The following is an 18,180-nucleotide window of genomic DNA, read 5'->3' on the forward strand; positions in this document are numbered from 1 at the left end:
CCAATCCTTATTCCGTGGTGATTGGCCGTGTCATCAATTGTTGCATGGCAGTGCGAATATCCAGACGCCCATCGATGATGGCCGCCACGGCGTCGGTGACAGGCATTTCGATGCCAAGGTCTGCGGCCAGACGCGAGGCAACCGAGGCGGCATACGCACCCTCCACTAACCCACCATCAAAAGCGGAGGGTCCTCCCCCCTGCCCCAGCGAAATGCCGAAACGCAAGTTGCGCGACTGATGGCTGGTACCGGTGAGAACAAGATCGCCGAGGCCCGAGAGCCCGCGTACCGTGTCTGCTTTTCCACCCATGGCGACGACAAGTCGCGACATTTCCGCAAGCCCACGTGAAATGAGGGCCGCACGAGCCGAGTCACCGAGGCCAGCGCCTTCAACGATGCCCGCAGCGATGGCAAGAACATTCTTCAACGCGCCGCCAAGCTGTACGCCGATACGGTCCGTGGAAGCATAGAGCCTGAATGTCTGTCCGGAAATAGTTAGCGCCAGCCGCTCGGCAATGGCCGCGTCGCTGGCAGCAATCGCCATCGCTGTCGGTAGGCCCTTGGCGATATCGGCAGCAAAACCTGGCCCGGATAGAACGCCTACGGCGTGATGCGGCAGCTCTTTTTCCAGCATCTCTGTCAGCAATCGACCGGAAGAGCGGTCGATACCCTTTGCACAGGTTACCACGACTGCATCCTTAGCCAGATAAGGACCGTAATGCCGCCCCGCATCGCCTTGGGCCTGCGAGGGCATCGCGAAGAGCACGATACCGGCGTTTTGCAAAACATCCGGTTCGGCGGAGTATCTGAGCATATCAGGCAATTCTATGCCTGGAAGGGCAGCATCATGAACACCAGCCGCCAGCAAATCCGCCATGAGTGAGGGATCGCGACCGAGCAGCGTCACATCGTGACGGTTCTCCAGCGCTACGACAACCGCAATCGCCGTGCCGAATGCGCCTGCACCAATGACGACGACGTTTTCACGCGCGCTCATGCCTTTGCCCCGCGCTTGCCGAAGCCAATCAGCGTTTGCGCCTGCGCATCGAGCGGCCAGCGCGAACGGGGCTGCGTATCGAGACTGTCCGCCTCCATCCCTTCCGCCATCCGCTCAAGACCAGCCCAGGCGATCATGGCTGCATTGTCGGTGCAGAGGCTCAAGGGTGGCGCAATGAAACGGAACCTGTGTTTGTCGCAAAGTTCCTGAAGCGTGCGTCGCAGTTCCTGATTGGCGGCAACACCCCCTGCTACAACGAGCGCAGGCCCGCCCTCCACAGCTGGAAACTCGTCAAGAAAGCGCTGAAGCCCACGTCCGATGCGATCCTTCAATGTACGCGAAACAGCCTTTTGAAAGGAGGCGCAAATATCGGAAATATCCTGATCCGAAAGCGGCGCGATGGTCGTTGCCGCTTGCCGGACTGCGGTCTTGAGCCCCGAGAAGGAGAAGTCGAGCCTTGCCTCGCCCACCATCGGACGCGGCAACGGAAATCGGTCTGGATTGCCATTGGCCGCCGCCTTTTCAACAGCAGGTCCACCGGGATAGGGCAGACCGAGCAGCTTCGCCGTCTTGTCGAATGCTTCACCCAGCGCATCATCGATAGTCGTTCCCCAGCGCTCATATTGACCGACGCCACGAACGAGGATCAATTGCGTATGCCCGCCGGAAACCAGCAGCATCAGATAAGGGAAGGCAAGCCCGTCGGTCAGCCGCGCCGTCAGTGCGTGGCCTTCAAGATGGTTGATGGCATAGAGCGGCTTGCCCGCCGCCTTGGCAATCGCCTTTCCGGTCATCAACCCTACGATCAGCCCGCCGATCAGCCCTGGACCAGATGTTGCGGCAACCGCATCAATGTCCTTCAGCGTGACGCCTGCCTCGGCCAGTGCCTCACCGATCAGCGTATCGAGTGCCTCGACATGGGCGCGTGCGGCGATTTCCGGCACTACGCCACCATAGGCGCTGTGCTCATCAAGCTGCGACAAAACGACATCGGAAACGATCTCGCCACGCCCGTCCCCGTGCCGAACCACAACGGATGCAGCAGTTTCATCACAACTTGTCTCTATGCCGAGAATACGAAGAAAGGGGGTCATCTACGGGTTCGTTGATTGCGGTGCTTTTGAAACTTAGGTACGAACACCTCCGGTAACAACGGATAGATACGGATGCAAACAAAACCTTTCCGAATCGGCACGCGCGGCAGCCCATTGGCGCTGGCGCAGGCTTTCGAAACCCGCGACCGGCTGATGGCCACGCATGGCCTGCCGCCGGAAATGTTTGAGATCGTCCCTCTCTCCACCAAGGGTGACCGTATGACGGACCGCCCCCTCTCCGAAATCGGCGGCAAGGGTCTGTTCACGGAAGAGCTGGAGGCGCAGCTCCTCTCCGGTGCACTGGACTTCGCGGTTCATTCGTCCAAGGACATGGCGACGAGATTGCCGGAAGGCCTGCAACTGACCGCCTTTCTGCCGCGTGAAGACGTGCGTGATGCATTTATCGGCAGAACCGCGCCGAAGCTCATCGAATTGCGGCACGGCGCGACAGTCGGCTCCGCATCGCTGCGCCGTCAGTCGCTCATCCGTCGCTTGCGCCCCGATCTCAATGTCATCATTTTCCGGGGTCTGGTCGATACCCGCCTTCGCAAGCTGGCAGAAGGACAGGCAGACGCAACGCTGCTCGCATTCGCCGGATTGAAGCGGCTCAACAAAGCGGACGTGCCGACCGAGCTTCTGAACCCGATGGAATTTCCGCCAGCCCCCGCTCAAGGTGCGATTGGCATAGAGAGCCGTATCGGCGACACCCGTGTCAACGAACTGCTTTACGCCATCAATGATCGCCCGACCTACGACGCCGTTTCCTGCGAGCGTGCTTTCCTTGCAGCACTCGATGGTTCGTGCCGCACACCGATTGCCGGTTATGCCATATGTGAAGGAGAAAACCTGCATTTCCACGGCCTGATCCTGACGCCGGACGGCAAGACGGAGCATGGTGTAACGGTGGAAGGAAAGCGAACAACAGCGGAAACACTTGGCCGCGAAGCTGGTGAAAAGGTCCGCGCCGATGCCGGACCCGGTTTCTTCGAAGGCTGGACCTGACCATGCGCGTCGTCGTCACCCGTCCGGAAAGTTCGGGAAAAAAGACGGCGGCGCTTTTGCGTGAACGTGGCCATAAGGCGATCCTGTTGCCGTTGACGCAACCGCTTCATAAGGCTGAAGCTGCAGCAAATGCATTGTCAGTGCATCCAGCCTTCATTGCGATGACCAGCGCTGAGGCGATCCGCGCTTTGACCATAAGTGGCCTCAATATTTCAGCCATATTTAATGTACCGCTTTTTGCAGTGGGGAGCGCAACGGCGAAAGCGGCGAGGAGCATCGGCTTTCAAAATGTCTTTACGGGTGAAGGCGATGGCCGGGCATTGGCGGACCTGATTGTCAGGAGCATCGAGAAAAGTGATTTGCCATCAGGGCCTCTCGTCTATCTCGCCGGAAACCCGCGTGAAGGCGGTTTGGAGGAGACACTGCACGAGGCGCGGATCGCGGTCAAAACTGTCGAAGTCTACGAGATGCGACCGGTCGAATGGCAAAGAGCCGAAGTCGCGGAGCGTCTCTCTCCTGCACCAGATGCTGTACTGCTCTATTCCAAAGAAACCGCCCGGACATTTTTTTCATTGATGTCCGACATGACGCTCTCGGCGAACTTGGATAACACCAGGTTTATCGGCATCAGCGAGAAGGTGCTTTCCGCTGTGCCAGAAGCATTTCGCAAGGCTGCTTTCGCGAGCGAAATGCCGCGCGAAACAGCCATGCTCGATCTCTTGGACCGGATCGCGGGAACCTAATTCCCTCTCACCTCTTTCCTTTGCCGCCATCACTGACTAGGTTTAGAAAAATGCAAGGCAGAATGAGGTTGTCATGGTATCGGGAAAGCCGCCACGCCACTCCAAGTCGAAAGCCGAACCGGTCACGATAGACCTGGACGCGAAGGACGTGAAGGATATGAGCAGGGAAAGCCAGCCGACCTCCAAGGATGATGCCGCTGCGAAAACCTCATCGGACATTAAGACGGGCAATACGCAAGAACCTGCGAAGGACGCCGTCAAGCCGGAAAACCCCAAGCCAGTCTGGGACCAGACTGTTCAGACTCCGATAGAGCCTGAACCCAACGTCGGCAAGGCGGATGAGACGAAGGCAGAAACCATAAAGCCAGCGGCAGTCGACCAGCCTTCATCGTCCTTTCCGCCGAAAACAGAGGCGACGTCAGGCGAGAAGAAATCTGAATTCGCGAAGCCCGATGCCGCGAAACCGGACACGGTGAAAGCCACTCCCTTCACAGCTCAACCGCCCAAGACCGACACTCCGAAGACCGACGCCGCAAAGTCTCAGTCAACCACGCCGCCTCTCGGTGCAAAGCCGTCCACAAGTACAGCATCGACACCAAAGGTCGCCGAAACGAAAAGCGCAAGCAATTCGGGCCTGATCGCTGTCGGTATCGTCGGTGGCCTGATCGCACTTCTCGCAGCAGGCAGCATGCAGTATGCAGGTTACCTACCGCCCTTTGCCGGAAACGGCAGCTCTTTCGAAGAACTGAGCGCGCTGAAAACACAGATTGCCAATCTTCAGCAACAGGCATCAAACACGCCGCAAGCCTCCGGTGATACGTCAGCACTTGAACAGCGTCTCGCGGCGCTGGAAAGCTCCACGTCTTCCGGCGGCGATCTGACCGGCAAAGTCACGCAGCTTGAGAGCGCGATTTCCAGTCTGCAAGCCGAACGATCCGCACAGGACGAAAAGACTGCGGAGCTGACGCGTCGGTTGAACGATGCCGAAGCCAAGATCAACGAGCCGCGTGACGATATCGAAGTGGCCCGCGCCATTGCATCGGCAGGTCTGAAAGCAGCTATCGACCGTGGCGGTCCGTTTTTGACCGAGTTGGATACGCTATCGCGCGTGACGCCCGACGATCCGGCCATCCAATCCCTTCGACCTTTTGCCAACACCGGTGTTCCCTCCCGTGCAGAACTGGTGCGAAACTTCCCGGGTGTTGCCAATTCGATGCTGAACTCGCTGCGTCAATCCGACCCCAATCAGGGTATCGTCGACCGCCTGGCGGAAAGTGCCATGTCTCTCGTCAAGGTTCGCCCGGTCGGCAATGTCGAGGGCGAAGGCGCGGAGGCGAAAATCGCCCGCATGGAAGACAAGCTGCGCAATGGCGACCTGAAGGGAGCCGCACTGGAATGGGACGGACTGCCGGAACCTGCCAAGGCAGCCTCTGCCGACTACAAGAAGTCGCTGGATGCACGTGTCGAGGTCGAAGACCTTGTCAATGGCACGTTGACGCGCGCCATCAACAGCACCGGCCAGCAGGGGTAAGACATGACCAGAATTATCAGCTTCGCCGTCATCGTCCTCCTCATCGGCTTCGGCTTTTCTTGGCTTGCGGATCGCCCCGGCGTTCTTTCCATCACGTGGCAAGGACAGCTGATTGAAATGAGCCTGATGGTCGCGGCCTCCATGGTTGCGGCCTTGATAGCAGTCGTGATGATCGTCTGGTGGATGTTCAACACGCTGTGGAACTCGCCTCATGCGGCGCGCCGCTACTTCCGCGCCCGCAAGCGTGACCGTGGCTATCAGGCACTTTCCACCGGTCTCATTGCTGCCGGCGCGGGCAATGCCATTCTCGCCCGCAAGATGACGGCGCGTACCCAAGGCTTACTCAGCGCAGATCAGGAGCCCCTCATCCATCTTCTCGAAGCCCAATCAGATCTCATCGAAGGAAAGTATGACGCGGCCCGTCGCAAATTCGAGGCGATGGCAAACGATCCTGAGACACGCGAGCTTGGCTTACGCGGACTTTACATTGAGGCACGCCGTCAGGGCGCACATGAAGCAGCACTTCAATATGCCGAGGACGCGGCAAAAAACGCGCCCTATCTACCTTGGGCAGCACAGGCGACCCTTGAAACCAAGTGCCGCAACGGCGAATGGGACGACGCAATCCGTCTGCTCGATCAGCAGAAAGCTGCCAGTGTCATCGAGCGGGGAGAAGCTGAACGGTTGAAGGCCATTCTCCTGACGGCAAAGGCCGAGGAAAAGCTTGAGAGCGACCCCAAAGGCGCGCGCGAAGACGCCAAGCAGGCGCTTAAGCTGTCCAAGGCGCTTGTTCCCGCAGCACTGGTCGCTGCGAAGTCCTATCTGCGCGAAGACAACCTGCGCAAAGCCGCCGCCGTTCTCGAACCAGTCTGGAAAGCCGAGCCTCACCCGCAGATCGCGGAGCTTTACGTGCGCGCTCGCAGTGGCGATACGGCTATCGACCGGCTGAAACGCGCCGAGCGGTTGGAAAGCCTAAAGCCCAACAACATCGAATCACTCGTCGCTGTCGCACAGGCCGCACTTGCAGCGCAGGATTTTACCCGCGCTCGCGCAAAAGCCGAGGCAGCAGCGCGGATCGATCCACGCGAAAGCATCTTTCTATTACTGGCGGATATCGAAGAGGCCGACAGCGGCGATCAGGGCCGTGTACGTCACTGGATGGCGCAGGCATTGCGAGCGCCGCGTGACCCGGCATGGGTTGCCGATGGCGTGGCGTCTGAAAAGTGGCTGCCGGTCTCACCGGTTTCCGGTCGCCTCGACGCTTTCGAATGGAAAGCGCCATTCGGACAGCTGGAAGGTCCAATCGAGGATGTGAGCGTCGACAGTGCTCTCGCTTCCCTGCCAGATGTCGCTGAGCCACTCATTCGCGAAAAGATCATCGAAGTACCTGTTCCCATTCAGCCGTCAAAAACGGACGCGACTGCTGCTTCGAAAACGGAGCCTGCAAATGCACCTCCGGCCATAACGAAGCTTGACGTGGCAAAGCACGAGAAAGCAGCTACTTCTGCGGCCAATGATGAAGCTGTTCCGTTCTTCGGCGGCTTGCCTGATGATCCAGGCGTCAAGAAACCAGGTGCCGAAGCCGACGAAAAGACCCGATTGAAACTATTCTAAACCGTTCAAGGAGAGCTATGCTCGAACGTATTCAATCTTTCTTTCAAAATCTCGCTCACGGCGGCTCCTCGCGGGATTTTGAGCCAGACGATCTACGCGTCACCATTGCCGCGCTCTGTTTTCAGGTCATGGAGGCGGATGGAACGGTTTCGAAAGTCGAACGCCAGAGACTTCGTGAGCTTCTCCAGGAACATTACAAACTGAGTTCCGGCAAACTGGACGCACTCATGGAGGCGGGATTGGAGGCTGGGAAGGAAGCAGTGGATTACTACCGCTTCACCACCGATATCCGCCGCCATCTGGACGAAGAGCAGCGGATAGAGCTGATCGGTATCCTGTGGGACATCGTCTACGCCGATGGTGAGCGTAACGAACTGGAAGACCACGTTATCTGGCGTGTGGCCGACCTGCTTGGCGTTTCCGTCCGCGACCGTGTGCTGCAACGTCAGCAGGCGGCAAACCATAAGAATGCCGCCGGAGAAAGTGAAGACGAGAAAGATGCTGTTTGATCCGTCCAGACAGGACAGACAGGAAAGCATACTGGTCGTTCTGCATCAGGAGCGATCCACACCCGGACGGGTTGGTCAGATGCTGGTCGAAAAAGGCTACCGGCTGGACATCCGCCGCCCTGCACTTGGAGATGCCCTGCCGGAAACGCTGGCAGCCCATAAGGGCGCGGTGATATTCGGTGGGCCAATGAGCGCGAACGACCCGGATGCCTTCGTCAAACAGGAAATCGACTGGCTGAAAGTTCCGCTGAAAGAAGACAAGCCGTTTCTGGGCATATGTCTCGGTGCACAGATGCTATCAAAACATCTGGGCGGAAAAGTTCACGGCCACAAGGACGGCAAGGTAGAAATCGGCTGGTATCCTATCCACCCTACCGAAAAAGGCCGTCTGCTGATGAAGCACTGGCCGCGTATGGTCTACCATTTCCACCGGGAAGGCTTTGAACTGCCACGCGGTGCGCATCTTCTCGCATCGGGGGACGACTATCCCAATCAGGCATTTCGCTATGGGCACAACGCCTGGGGTCTGCAATTCCATGCGGAACTGACGAGAGCGATGATGCAAAGCTGGGTCGTGCGTGGTGCCGAACGTTTCGGCATGCCGAATGCGCAGGTGGGAGCAGAACATCTCGAAGGGCGAATGATGTTCGATGCCGCCTTGAGGCTTTGGCTGACACACTTCCTCGACCTCATATTCGAGGAACCCGAAAAGAGCGCCGTGGAAGCGCGGAAAGCCGGAATATCAGCTTCGTAACACCTCGATCAGACGCACACCGATGATATTGTCATGATGGTCGGAAACGATCTGTCCGCGACCGATGGTCTGCCCATTGACGCGAACCTCGACGGGATCGCCGAAACGCTTGTTGAGAAGGATGACCTGATCGGATGTCAGCGACATCAGAGCGGACACCGGAACCTCTGCCTTGCCAATCACCACCTCCATGGTGAGCGGAATTTCATCCAGGTTTTTGCCTGATGGCTGCGGCAATTCCCTCACCAATCGATTGGCATCATAAGCTGGCGTACCCCAGTCGCTCAGCTGGTTCTGAACAGCTTGCGCTTCGAGCGTTTGCAGACTTCGTCCGACGCCCACGCTATAGGGTTGGGTGAAGCCGGCACCGAAAGCTGGCCATGCCGCGGGCGTAGCGTCGTCGTTTGAATCCATCATGGAAAACCACCGTCGTTCGAATCAGCCAGTTCGTTGGCCTCGGAACCATTTTAGTATTCCGGTTAAAGCTGGTGGTTAGAATTTTATTAAAGCGTGAGCTTAGGGTTAAGGCTTTCCTAACATCCACAGGCAGCCATCGAATTGCTCCATGAGAAATGAAAAGACGTGTCGAAACGAGGCGTCTGCCTGAACATCGACAATCGGGCTTTCATTTCATCGTCTGACACACGTCAGATTTCGAGAGCATCGCTAATATTGGACGACAGACAGGTCCACCGATGCAATAGTTCCACAGGCCCGGAACGGCGGTACTTGCCGGTTGATGTGGTAATGTCTAAATGTCATCCAACAAAGATATGGAGACATTAATGCTTGCCCTGTTTCAGACCATCGATTTGGCCTTGAATCTCTACACATGGGTGCTGATTGCCAGCGCCATCTTCTCATGGCTTTACGCGTTCAATGTCATCAATTCATCGAACCAGTTCGTAAACGCCATAGGCAGCTTCCTTTACAATGTAACGGAACCAGCACTACGCCCTATCCGCCGCATTCTGCCCAATCTCGGCGGGATCGACATTTCACCCATCATCCTGCTGTTGATCATCTTCTTCATCCGCTCGCTGATGTGGAACACGATCTACCCGATGACGGTGTAAGACATTCATCCAACAAAAAACCCTCCGGTTCGATGACGAACCGGAGGGTTTTATTTACATATCTCAGGCTGGCTCAGCCCTGCGCCTTGTAGCGCTCAATGGCTTCTACGATCAGCCTCTTGGCAACGTCGACATCCTGCCAGCCGCCCATCTTCACCCACTTGCCGGGCTCCAGATCCTTGTAGTGCTCAAAGAAGTGCTCGATCTGCTTGAGCGTGATTTCCGGCAGGTCGGTGTAATTGACGACCTTGTCGTAGCGGCGCGTCAGCTTCGGAACCGGAACCGCAAGAATCTTCTCATCCTTGCCGCCATCGTCTTCCATGATCATCACGCCAATTGGGCGAACATTGATGACGCAACCGGGTACGAGCGGGCGTGTGTTGCAGATCAGAACGTCGATAGGGTCACCATCGTCCGACAGGGTGTGCGGAACGAAGCCGTAGTTACCCGGATAGGTCATCGGCGTGTAGAGGAAGCGATCCACGATCAGAGAGCCTGCATCCTTATCCATCTCGTACTTGATCGGATGACCGCCGACCGGCACTTCAACGATCACATTGACGTCTTCAGGCGGATTCTTGCCGACGGAGATTGCATCGATACGCATACTCTTTCCTCACTGGGTGCGTTGAAATCGGTTCTGGATACTGGGAAAGCTGCCGTATTGCAACACGACTTACGGTCTATCCAGCAATCGTCGCTGGCGGGCTGCAGGTAGGATTTTCGGCTTACCCGAGATTGCGTACCTTAAAGTACGCTTCGATACGGTTTTAGAATCGTGACTTTGGCCAAGGGAGCAACAACTCTCGAATAGACCGTCAGCGAGATAGTGAGTGACTTCAGAGCCGATTATGTCTTAGCGCCAGGCGAAACCGACCTTGCGCAACTGCTTGTCGGCAAAATCTTCCATGCCTTCCGCGATATCTTTTCCACCGTGAGAGCGGAAGAAGCGGCTGGCAACGTCGCTATCTTCGAGGCACCAGGCGACGACGCCATTGCAGCCGAGCGACTTCAGCAGACGGCGAGCCTCGCTGAACAGCGCCGAGCCTAGGCCCATACCCTGATATTCCGGGCGAAGATAAAGCTCATACACCTCACCATCATAGGGAAGCCCACGTGCGCGGTTAAGGCCAAGCGTAGTGTAACCGGCAACCACACCGGCAACCTCGACCACCAACATTGTCGCAGATCCTCGCGCCGCCTTCCGCCACCAGTTTTCACCACGCCGGTCCAGCATCTGCCGAAGCGGCTTGTGGGGAATAAGCCCGGCATAGGCCTGCTCCCACGAAAGCCTGTGCGTTTCTGCAATAGCAGGCGCATCTTCCGGCTCGGCGCGGCGGATATCTATGGATAACGTTTTCATAACGCGATTCTGGCCCCGGCGGAGCAAACTCGAAAGCCGTAAAGGTTAACGGCAGGAAGCTTACCCACAGCCCATTCATGTGGACGATAGGATCAGATTAACGCAATCTTTACCATTCGCACAAGCAGCCATGATTCAAGCCCACAATAAAAAACCCGGCACGATGGCCGGGTTTTTAAAATCAAATACCGTGAAGCAAATCAGCCAGCAAGCTTTGCCTTTTCGAAACGCTTGCGATCGTTTGCGTCGAGGAACATCTTGCGAAGACGGATCGACTTCGGCGTAACTTCCATTAGCTCATCGTCCTGAATCCAGGACAGAGCGCGGTCAAGCGTCATGCGGATCGGCGGTGTGAGCTTGACGGCTTCATCCTTGCCTGCAGCGCGGATGTTGGTCAGCTGCTTGCCCTTCAGCACGTTCACTTCAAGGTCGTTATCGCGCGTGTGAATGCCGATGATCATGCCAGCATATACCTTTTCGCCCGGCTCGATAATCATCGGGCCGCGGTCTTCAAGGTTGAACATGGCGTAAGCGACAGCTTCACCCGAACCGTTGGACAGGAGAACGCCGTTGATGCGACCTGCAATCGGACCCTTGTAAGGCTGATAGTCATGGAACAGGCGGTTCATGATCGCCGTGCCGCGCGTGTCGGTCAGAAGTTCGGACTGGTAGCCAATGAGGCCACGGGTCGGAGCGAGGAACTTCAGGCGAACGCGGTTGCCACCGGAAGGACGAAGCTCGGTCATTTCTGCCTTGCGCTCGGACATTTTCTGAACCACGACACCGGAATGCTCTTCATCGACGTCGATGACGACTTCTTCGATAGGCTCGATGGTCTGGCCGCTTTCATCCTTCTGCATGACGACGCGTGGACGCGATACGGCAAGTTCGAAGCCTTCGCGACGCATGGTTTCGATCAGAACGGCGAGCTGCAATTCGCCACGACCCGACACGAAGAACGAATCCTTGCCTTCGGCTTCTTCGATCTTCAGCGCAACGTTGCCTTCCGCTTCCTTGAAAAGACGGTCGCGGATAACGCGCGAGGTAACCTTGTCGCCTTCGGTGCCTGCAAGCGGGCTGTCGTTGACGATGAAGGACATCGTAACGGTCGGCGGATCGATCGGCTGCGCCTTCATCGCTTCGTTGACGGACGGATCACAGAACGTATCGGCAACCGTACCCTTCGACAGGCCGGCAATAGCGACGATATCGCCCGCATGGGCTTCGTCGATGGCAGTACGCTCGATACCGCGGAAAGCGAGGATCTTGGAAATACGACCGGTTTCGATGGTCTTGCCGTCCTGACCGAGAACCTTGACGGCCTGGTTCGGCTTGATCGAGCCAGATGCGATACGGCCCGTGATGATACGGCCGAGGAAGGGGTTGGCTTCGAGGATCGTACCGATCAGACGGAACGGACCTTCTTCCACCTTTGGCTCAGGAACGTGCTTCAGAACCAGATCGAGCAAAGGTGCAAGACCTTCATCCTTCGGGCCTTCCGGGTTGACGTTCATCCAGCCATCGCGACCGGAACCGTAAAGGATCGGGAAGTCGAGCTGCTCGTCGGTAGCATCTAGGTTAGCGAAGAGGTCAAACACTTCGTTGATGACTTCTTCGTGGCGACCGTCCGGACGGTCGATCTTGTTGATCGCAACGATAGGCTTGAGGCCTACCTTGAGCGCCTTGGAGACAACGAACTTCGTCTGCGGCATCGGGCCTTCAGAAGAGTCGACCAGAACGATAGCGCCGTCCACCATGGAGAGAATGCGCTCTACTTCGCCACCGAAGTCGGCGTGGCCGGGGGTGTCTACGATGTTGATGCGGACACCCTTCCACTCAACCGAGGTCGCCTTGGCGAGAATGGTGATGCCGCGTTCTTTTTCAAGGTCGTTCGAATCCATCACGCGCTCGGCAACACGCTGGTTGTCGCGGAAGGAGCCGGACTGCTTCAGAAGCTCGTCAACGAGCGTCGTTTTTCCATGGTCAACGTGCGCGATGATCGCGATGTTGCGAAGTGCCATATGATAAATCTCTGAGGTTGGGGCGCTAATCGTATGGGATGCGCCAATTTAGTTTGGCGGGCTCATAACCTTTTTTTTGCAAATGCGAAAGGGGGCTTACGACATAAGCCCCTTGCGAAAACGCCATAACAGAGATCTGTGACAGGTTTTTGAGCCTGTTCGAGGTCAGGCAGCGACCAGGCCACGCTTCTTCAACATCGCCTCCGGGCTCGGCATCTTTCCGCGAAACGCCCTGTAGGTTTCCTCTGGGTCCACCGAACCGCCGACCGAATAGATGTTGTCCATCAGCTTGCTTGCCGTCTCCGGGTCGAACGGATTGCCGGTTTCCTCAAACGCATCGAAGGCATCCGCATCCAGCACTTCCGACCACATGTAGGAATAATAGCCCGCTGAATATCCGTCACCGGAAAATACGTGCTGGAAATGAGGCGTCGCGTGGCGCATGACGATGGATTTCGGCATGTTGAGCGAGGCCAGTACCTCACCCTGCACGGCCATCGGGTCCGCGACGTCGTTGCGCGTATGGAACGCCATGTCTACCAGTGCGGATGAGGTAAACTCGACCGTATTGAAACCGGCATTGAAGGTCTGGGCGGCAAGCACCTTATCCAGCAAGGCCTTTGGCATCGGCTCGTTGGTTTCATAATGAAGTGCATATTTTTCAAGGATTTCCGGCACCGTCAGCCAGTGTTCGTAAAGCTGCGAAGGCAGTTCCACAAAGTCACGCGAAACGCCTGTCCCCGAGACGGAAGGGTAGGTGACGTTGGAGAGCATGCCGTGCAGCGCATGGCCGAATTCATGGAACAGCGTCCGGGCATCATCGAGCGACAGCAGTGCTGGCTTACCCTCGGCAGGCTTTGCGAAATTGCAGACGTTATAGATGATTGGTAACTCGCCGACCGCTCCACCCTTCAGCGGCAATTTGTGCTGCGACTGGAAGGAGCTCATCCATGCGCCGGAGCGCTTGGAAGGACGGGCGAAATAATCGCCGAGGAACATCGCCTTCAGATTACCATTATCGTCACGGATTTCGAAAGTTCGTACATCCGGATGGTAGGCCGGGATGCCCTTCAATTCGACGGCACGGATGCCGAACAGACGTTCCGCCACATCAAAGCAAGCCTCGATAATCTTTTCCAGTTGCAGATAGGGCTTCAGTTCGGCTTCAGAGAAATTGAATTTCTTGGTGCGTAATTTTTCGGCGTAGTGACGCCAGTCCCATGGCAGGACCTCGTGATTTTTGCCCTCTTCAGTAATAAGCGATGCAAGCTCAGCCTCCTCTTCGCCAGCCCGCGCAACCGCCTTTTCCCATACCTGCCCGAGAAGCGCGTTCACGGCCTCGGGCGTCTTCGCCATGGTGTCGTCCAGCTTGTAAGCTGCAAAGCTTTGATATCCTAGAAGCCTGGCTTTCTCTTCGCGAAGCGCAAGCGTCCGCTTCACTGTCTCGCGATTATCCGTTTCACCGCCATTCTCACCACGTGCCACCCATGCCCTGAACGCCTGTTCGCGCAGGTCACGCCGCTCGGAAAATGTCAGGAACGGCTCGATGATGGAGCGCGACAGGGTAACGGCGAACTTACCGTCTTCGCCATGCTCCTTTGCCGCACCGGCCATCGCGTCGCGCAGAAAGCCGGGAATCCCGTCCAGCTCGCCGTCACCCGAAAGCAGGAGCTTCCAGTTCTTCTCGTCCGCCAGAACATTTTGCCCGAATTTTGCACCAAGACCGGCAAGCTCTTCATTGATGGCTGCCAGACGCTCCTGCTGATCCTTCGGCAGTTTCGCACCGGAGCGAACAAACCCTTTCCAGTGCCGCTCCAAGACGCGCTTTTCCTCACCAGTCAAGCCCAACGCGTCGCGTTGCTGCCAAAGCGCATCAATGCGCTTGAACAGAGCTTCATTCATTCCGATCTTCGAATAATGCCGCGACATCTTCGGCGCGATTTCCCGTTCCAGCGACTGAATGGCTGGGTTGGTATGCGCGCCTGCCTTGTTCCAGAACAGCGCTGAAACGCGAGACAGCTCATCGCCAGCGATTTCAAGCGAGACAATGGTGTTGGCAAAGGTTGGCGCATCCGTACTCTTGGCAATCGCGTCGATTTCCGCATCGTGCACGGCGAGGGCAGCGTCGAAAGCGCCAGCAAAATCCTCGTCGCGCACCGCTTCGAAACGGGGAAGCCCGTTCTTTCCGTCCCACTTGGTCAAGGCGGAATATTGCGCGATCGTGGATGTCATGTCTCGTCCCTCATGAAAATGCGTACTTGGCCATATGGGCATGGCACCGTTGTCGTTTCAATATCGCTAGAGGGCTTTTTGGTTTTGGATGCCCATGGATCTCCGAGGGCTAATCACACAGGAACGACGGCTTGCCAGACGGAGTGGAAGTTTTTAATAAGGCAGCCTTACAAATCGGGCATTTCCCATGACAATCCCGCCGGAAAAAGAATCGCTGGCCTTCCTGATCAACAGCAGCGCCAGATTTCTCAATAGCGCATTCGAGCGCCGCATCAGCGATGCGGGTCTGGGACTGACACCGGGAGAGGCCCGTGCTCTTCTCACTGTCGCCGCCATCGACGGTAGCAAGCAGGCCGATATCGCCACCCGGATAGGCCTGGAGCCGATGACTGTCTGCACCTATCTCGACAAGCTGGAATCGCTCGGTCTGGTGGAACGTCGCCCCAATCCGGACGACCGCCGTTCCAAATGCATCTATCTGACGCAATCCTCTTCCGATCTTCTCATCGCAGTCCGTGCAGAAGTCGACCAATTGATCAGTCAGGCAACCCATGGCTTCACCGGGGAAGACATCGGCAGGTTTCATGTGCTGCTGACGGTGTTGCAGAAAAATCTTCAGGCTGCCGTCAGCACAAGAAATTCGCAAACAACCGAATGAACCATTCAGCCCCCACAATGTCCGTTAGGCGCACCGCAATGCTTGGCGCGATGCTGACCGCGCTTGGACCGATTTCGATGGCGATCTACACGCCTGCCATGCCGGAACTGGTGCGGGCCTTCGCCACCACCCAAGCTGCCGTCAAAATGAGCCTGACGCTTTATTTCGGCGGGTTCGCCGTGGCGCAACTGCTGGCGGGCGCAATATCTGACGGATTTGGACGTCGAAAGGCAACTATTCTCTTCCTGCTGATCTATCTGATCGGTGGCGGGCTGGCGACCTTTGCGCCGAACATAGAGACTTTGCTGGCCGCACGTCTCATCCAGGGCATTGGCGCTTCCGTTGGCGTGACTGTTGCCCGCGCGGTGGTTCGCGATCAGTTTACCGGGCCTCAAGCCTCAGGCATCCTCAATCTCATCGGCATCATGTTGGCGGTTGGTCCGGCAGCGGGGCCAACGATTGGAGGGCTCTCGCTGTTGGCCTTCGGCTGGCAATCCGTCTTCGTACTGATGTTGGGGTTTGGGCTGGCAAGCCTCACAGCCGTGATCCTGCTGCTGCGCGAAACCACCATCGCGGATCCGACACGTCTTCTGCCATCACGGTTGCTCAGCGCCTATCGCGAGCTTCTGTCCTCGCTGCGCTTCCTGCTATCCGCCTTCGTCCTTGCCGGCACCGTGGGGGCGCTTTTCGCGCAATCCACGATGCTGCCCTTCATCCTTATCAATGAGGTTGGCCTAACACCCACCGCCTTCGGCGTGGGAATGCTGATGCAATCCGGCTTCTACTTCCTCGGCTCCATTGCCTTGCGACTGATCGTAAAACGGATAGGAGAGCGCCATGTTACGCTGCTCGGTCTTTTCCTCTGCGCCGCCGGTGCCATTTTGATCTTCCTTTCGGTCCACGTCGTCGCGCCCACATTCCTGTCGATAATGGGTCCTGTCGCGGTGGCAACTTTCGGACTGGCACTGATCACGCCATACATCATCACCATTGGCATGGCGCCCTTCCCGCATATTGCAGGCTCGGCATCGGCCATGATGGGCTTCATTCAGATGAGCGCGGGTTTCGCAGGCGGTGTCGCCGCATCGCTCATTGGCTCGCCATTGACGGGTTTCGGCATCGTCATTCCGGCAATGGAGCTTGCTGCTGTGCTCAGCTACTTCATTCTCGCCATGCTCTCGCGCAGGCAGACGTAAAAAAGCCCCGACAAGCGGGGCTTTAAAATCTTATCTCAGAGAAGCTTACTTGCCGAGATTGCGCTTGGCGAGCGTGCGCAGACGCAGAGCGTTGAGCTTGATGAAGCCAGCCGCATCCTTCTGGTCGTAAGCGCCCTGATCGTCTTCGAATGTCACCAACTTGTCGGAATAGAGCGACTTTTCGCTTTCACGGCCTGTCACCATCACATTGCCCTTGTAGAGCTTCAGCGTCACTTCGCCTTCGACATACTCCTGGCTCTTGTCGATCAGAGCCTGCAGCATTTCACGCTCCGGCGAGAACCAGAAGCCATAATAGATCAGCTCGGCGTAACGCGGCATGATCTCATCCTTGAGGTGCGCCGCACCGCGGTCGAGCGTGATGGACTCGATCGCACGGTGGGCTGCAAGCAGGATCGTGCCCCCGGGGGTCTCATAGACGCCGCGGCTCTTCATGCCGACGAACCGGTTTTCGACCAGATCGAGACGACCGATGCCGTTATCACGACCATAATCGTTCAACGTGGCAAGGATCGTGGCAGGCGACATTTCGACGCCGTTGATGGAGACGGCATCACCCTTGCGGAAGCCGACCTTGATGACGGTTGCCTTATCGGGAGCCGCCTCCGGGGAAATGGTGCGCATGTGCACATATTCCGGGGCTTCCAGCGCAGGATCTTCCAGAACCTTGCCTTCGGAGGAGGAGTGCAGCAGGTTGGCATCGACGGAGAACGGTGCTTCGCCCTTCTTGTCCTTGGCAACCGGAATCTGGTGCTGTTCAGCGAAGTTCAGCAGATCGGTGCGGCTCTTGAAAGTCCAGTCACGCCACGGCGCGATGATCTTGATGTCTGGGTTCAGGGCGTAAGCGGAAAGCTCGAAGCGAACCTGATCGTTGCCCTTGCCGGTCGCACCGTGAGCAATCGCATCGGCGCCGGTCTTCTTTGCGATTTCGATCAAGTGCTTGGAAATCAGCGGGCGGGCAATGGATGTGCCGAGCAGGTAAACGCCTTCGTAAACGGCATTGGCGCGGAACATCGGGAAGACGAAATCGCGAACGAATTCCTCGCGCACATCCTCGATGAAGATTTCCTTGATGCCGAGCATCTCCGCCTTCTTGCGCGCAGGCTCAAGCTCTTCACCCTGACCGAGATCGGCGGTGAAGGTCACGACTTCTGCGTTCAGCTCGGTCTGGAGCCACTTCAGGATGATCGAGGTATCGAGACCGCCGGAATAGGCGAGAACGACTTTCTTAACGTCTTTCGGGAGTGCCATCAGAGAAATCCATGTTACGTGCCGGCGATCAAAAACGCTCGCCTTTCCTTGAGATTTCGGCACTTTTAGCGAGTTTATCGGCTCACGCAAGAGAAATGAAAACGCGCCGACGTAGGGAACG

The 18,180-nt window shown here is 57.1% G+C and carries 17 protein-coding genes; 9 read left to right on the forward strand and 8 right to left on the reverse strand.

The annotated features are described in order from the left end of the window. Positions 1-7: 7 nt before the first annotated feature. Both G6L28_RS11850 and tsaD read right to left on the reverse strand, forming a co-directional pair. Positions 8-997, reverse strand: a complete 990-nt coding sequence (locus tag G6L28_RS11850) for an NAD(P)H-dependent glycerol-3-phosphate dehydrogenase (protein WP_174063983.1) — start codon at positions 995-997, stop codon at positions 8-10. Then, entirely contained in the window at positions 994-2,091 is a 1,098-nt protein-coding gene (gene tsaD, locus G6L28_RS11855; protein ID WP_174063984.1) for a tRNA (adenosine(37)-N6)-threonylcarbamoyltransferase complex transferase subunit TsaD, read from the reverse strand. Before tsaD ends, G6L28_RS11850 begins: the two co-directional genes overlap by 4 nt. A 72-nt stretch (positions 2,092-2,163) precedes the next feature. Between tsaD and hemC the strand changes: the two genes are divergently transcribed. The 6 genes from hemC (at position 2,164) to G6L28_RS11885 (ending at position 8,244) form a co-directional block, all read left to right on the forward strand. Then, positions 2,164-3,093, forward strand: coding sequence for a hydroxymethylbilane synthase (hemC, locus tag G6L28_RS11860; protein ID WP_174063985.1), 930 nt, complete (start codon positions 2,164-2,166; stop codon positions 3,091-3,093). A 2-nt stretch (positions 3,094-3,095) separates the two neighbouring features. Further along, on the forward strand, positions 3,096-3,836 hold the full coding sequence (locus tag G6L28_RS11865) for a uroporphyrinogen-III synthase (RefSeq protein ID WP_174063986.1): 741 nt from the start codon (positions 3,096-3,098) through the stop codon (positions 3,834-3,836). Positions 3,837-3,909: 73 nt separating this feature from the next. Beyond that, the gene (locus G6L28_RS11870; protein ID WP_174063987.1) at positions 3,910-5,367 is read left to right on the forward strand and encodes a COG4223 family protein; all 1,458 of its coding nucleotides are present in this window, start codon (positions 3,910-3,912) and stop codon (positions 5,365-5,367) included. 3 nt (positions 5,368-5,370) lie between these two features. Beyond that, positions 5,371-6,981: a heme biosynthesis protein HemY gene (locus G6L28_RS11875; RefSeq protein WP_174063988.1), complete on the forward strand. Its 1,611-nt coding sequence runs from the start codon at positions 5,371-5,373 to the stop codon at positions 6,979-6,981. 17 nt (positions 6,982-6,998) lie between these two features. Beyond that, positions 6,999-7,490, forward strand: coding sequence for a TerB family tellurite resistance protein (locus G6L28_RS11880; RefSeq protein WP_174063989.1), 492 nt, complete (start codon positions 6,999-7,001; stop codon positions 7,488-7,490). Next, on the forward strand, positions 7,480-8,244 hold the full coding sequence (locus G6L28_RS11885; RefSeq protein WP_174063990.1) for a glutamine amidotransferase: 765 nt from the start codon (positions 7,480-7,482) through the stop codon (positions 8,242-8,244). Before G6L28_RS11880 ends, G6L28_RS11885 begins: the two co-directional genes overlap by 11 nt. On the opposite strand, the gene G6L28_RS11890 is transcribed toward G6L28_RS11885, so the two are convergent. After that, positions 8,233-8,661: a FliM/FliN family flagellar motor switch protein gene (locus tag G6L28_RS11890; RefSeq protein ID WP_174063991.1), complete on the reverse strand. Its 429-nt coding sequence runs from the start codon at positions 8,659-8,661 to the stop codon at positions 8,233-8,235. The genes G6L28_RS11885 and G6L28_RS11890 overlap by 12 nt on opposite strands. Positions 8,662-9,029: 368 nt before the next feature. Between G6L28_RS11890 and G6L28_RS11895 the strand changes: the two genes are divergently transcribed. Next, complete coding sequence (locus G6L28_RS11895) at positions 9,030-9,320, forward strand: YggT family protein (RefSeq protein WP_234902545.1); 291 nt, start codon at positions 9,030-9,032, stop codon at positions 9,318-9,320. Positions 9,321-9,393: 73 nt separating this feature from the next. Here the strand turns inward: G6L28_RS11895 and ppa are convergent, their stop codons facing one another. The 4 genes from ppa to G6L28_RS11915 form a co-directional block, all read right to left on the reverse strand. After that, the gene (gene ppa, locus G6L28_RS11900; protein ID WP_174063993.1) at positions 9,394-9,927 is read right to left on the reverse strand and encodes an inorganic diphosphatase; all 534 of its coding nucleotides are present in this window, start codon (positions 9,925-9,927) and stop codon (positions 9,394-9,396) included. Positions 9,928-10,176: 249 nt separating this feature from the next. Then, a complete protein-coding gene (locus G6L28_RS11905; RefSeq protein ID WP_174063994.1) occupies positions 10,177-10,683 on the reverse strand; it encodes a GNAT family N-acetyltransferase in 507 nt (168 codons plus the stop codon). A 200-nt stretch (positions 10,684-10,883) separates the two neighbouring features. Next, positions 10,884-12,704: a translational GTPase TypA gene (gene typA, locus G6L28_RS11910; protein WP_174063995.1), complete on the reverse strand. Its 1,821-nt coding sequence runs from the start codon at positions 12,702-12,704 to the stop codon at positions 10,884-10,886. A gap of 165 nt (positions 12,705-12,869) precedes the next feature. Then, positions 12,870-14,936: a M3 family metallopeptidase gene (locus G6L28_RS11915; RefSeq protein WP_174063996.1), complete on the reverse strand. Its 2,067-nt coding sequence runs from the start codon at positions 14,934-14,936 to the stop codon at positions 12,870-12,872. 187 nt (positions 14,937-15,123) lie between these two features. Between G6L28_RS11915 and G6L28_RS11920 the strand changes: the two genes are divergently transcribed. Both G6L28_RS11920 and G6L28_RS11925 read left to right on the forward strand, forming a co-directional pair. After that, positions 15,124-15,594, forward strand: coding sequence for a MarR family winged helix-turn-helix transcriptional regulator (locus G6L28_RS11920; RefSeq protein ID WP_174063997.1), 471 nt, complete (start codon positions 15,124-15,126; stop codon positions 15,592-15,594). 17 nt (positions 15,595-15,611) lie between these two features. Then, positions 15,612-16,790: a multidrug effflux MFS transporter gene (locus G6L28_RS11925; protein WP_174064238.1), complete on the forward strand. Its 1,179-nt coding sequence runs from the start codon at positions 15,612-15,614 to the stop codon at positions 16,788-16,790. A 45-nt stretch (positions 16,791-16,835) separates the two neighbouring features. Here G6L28_RS11925 and G6L28_RS11930 read toward each other — a convergent pair whose 3' ends face one another. After that, entirely contained in the window at positions 16,836-18,059 is a 1,224-nt protein-coding gene (locus tag G6L28_RS11930; protein WP_174063998.1) for an argininosuccinate synthase, read from the reverse strand. Positions 18,060-18,180: the final 121 nt, after the last annotated feature.

This window comes from Agrobacterium larrymoorei (assembly GCF_013322225.1).
Classification (GTDB): Bacteria; Pseudomonadota; Alphaproteobacteria; order Rhizobiales; family Rhizobiaceae; genus Agrobacterium; species Agrobacterium larrymoorei_A.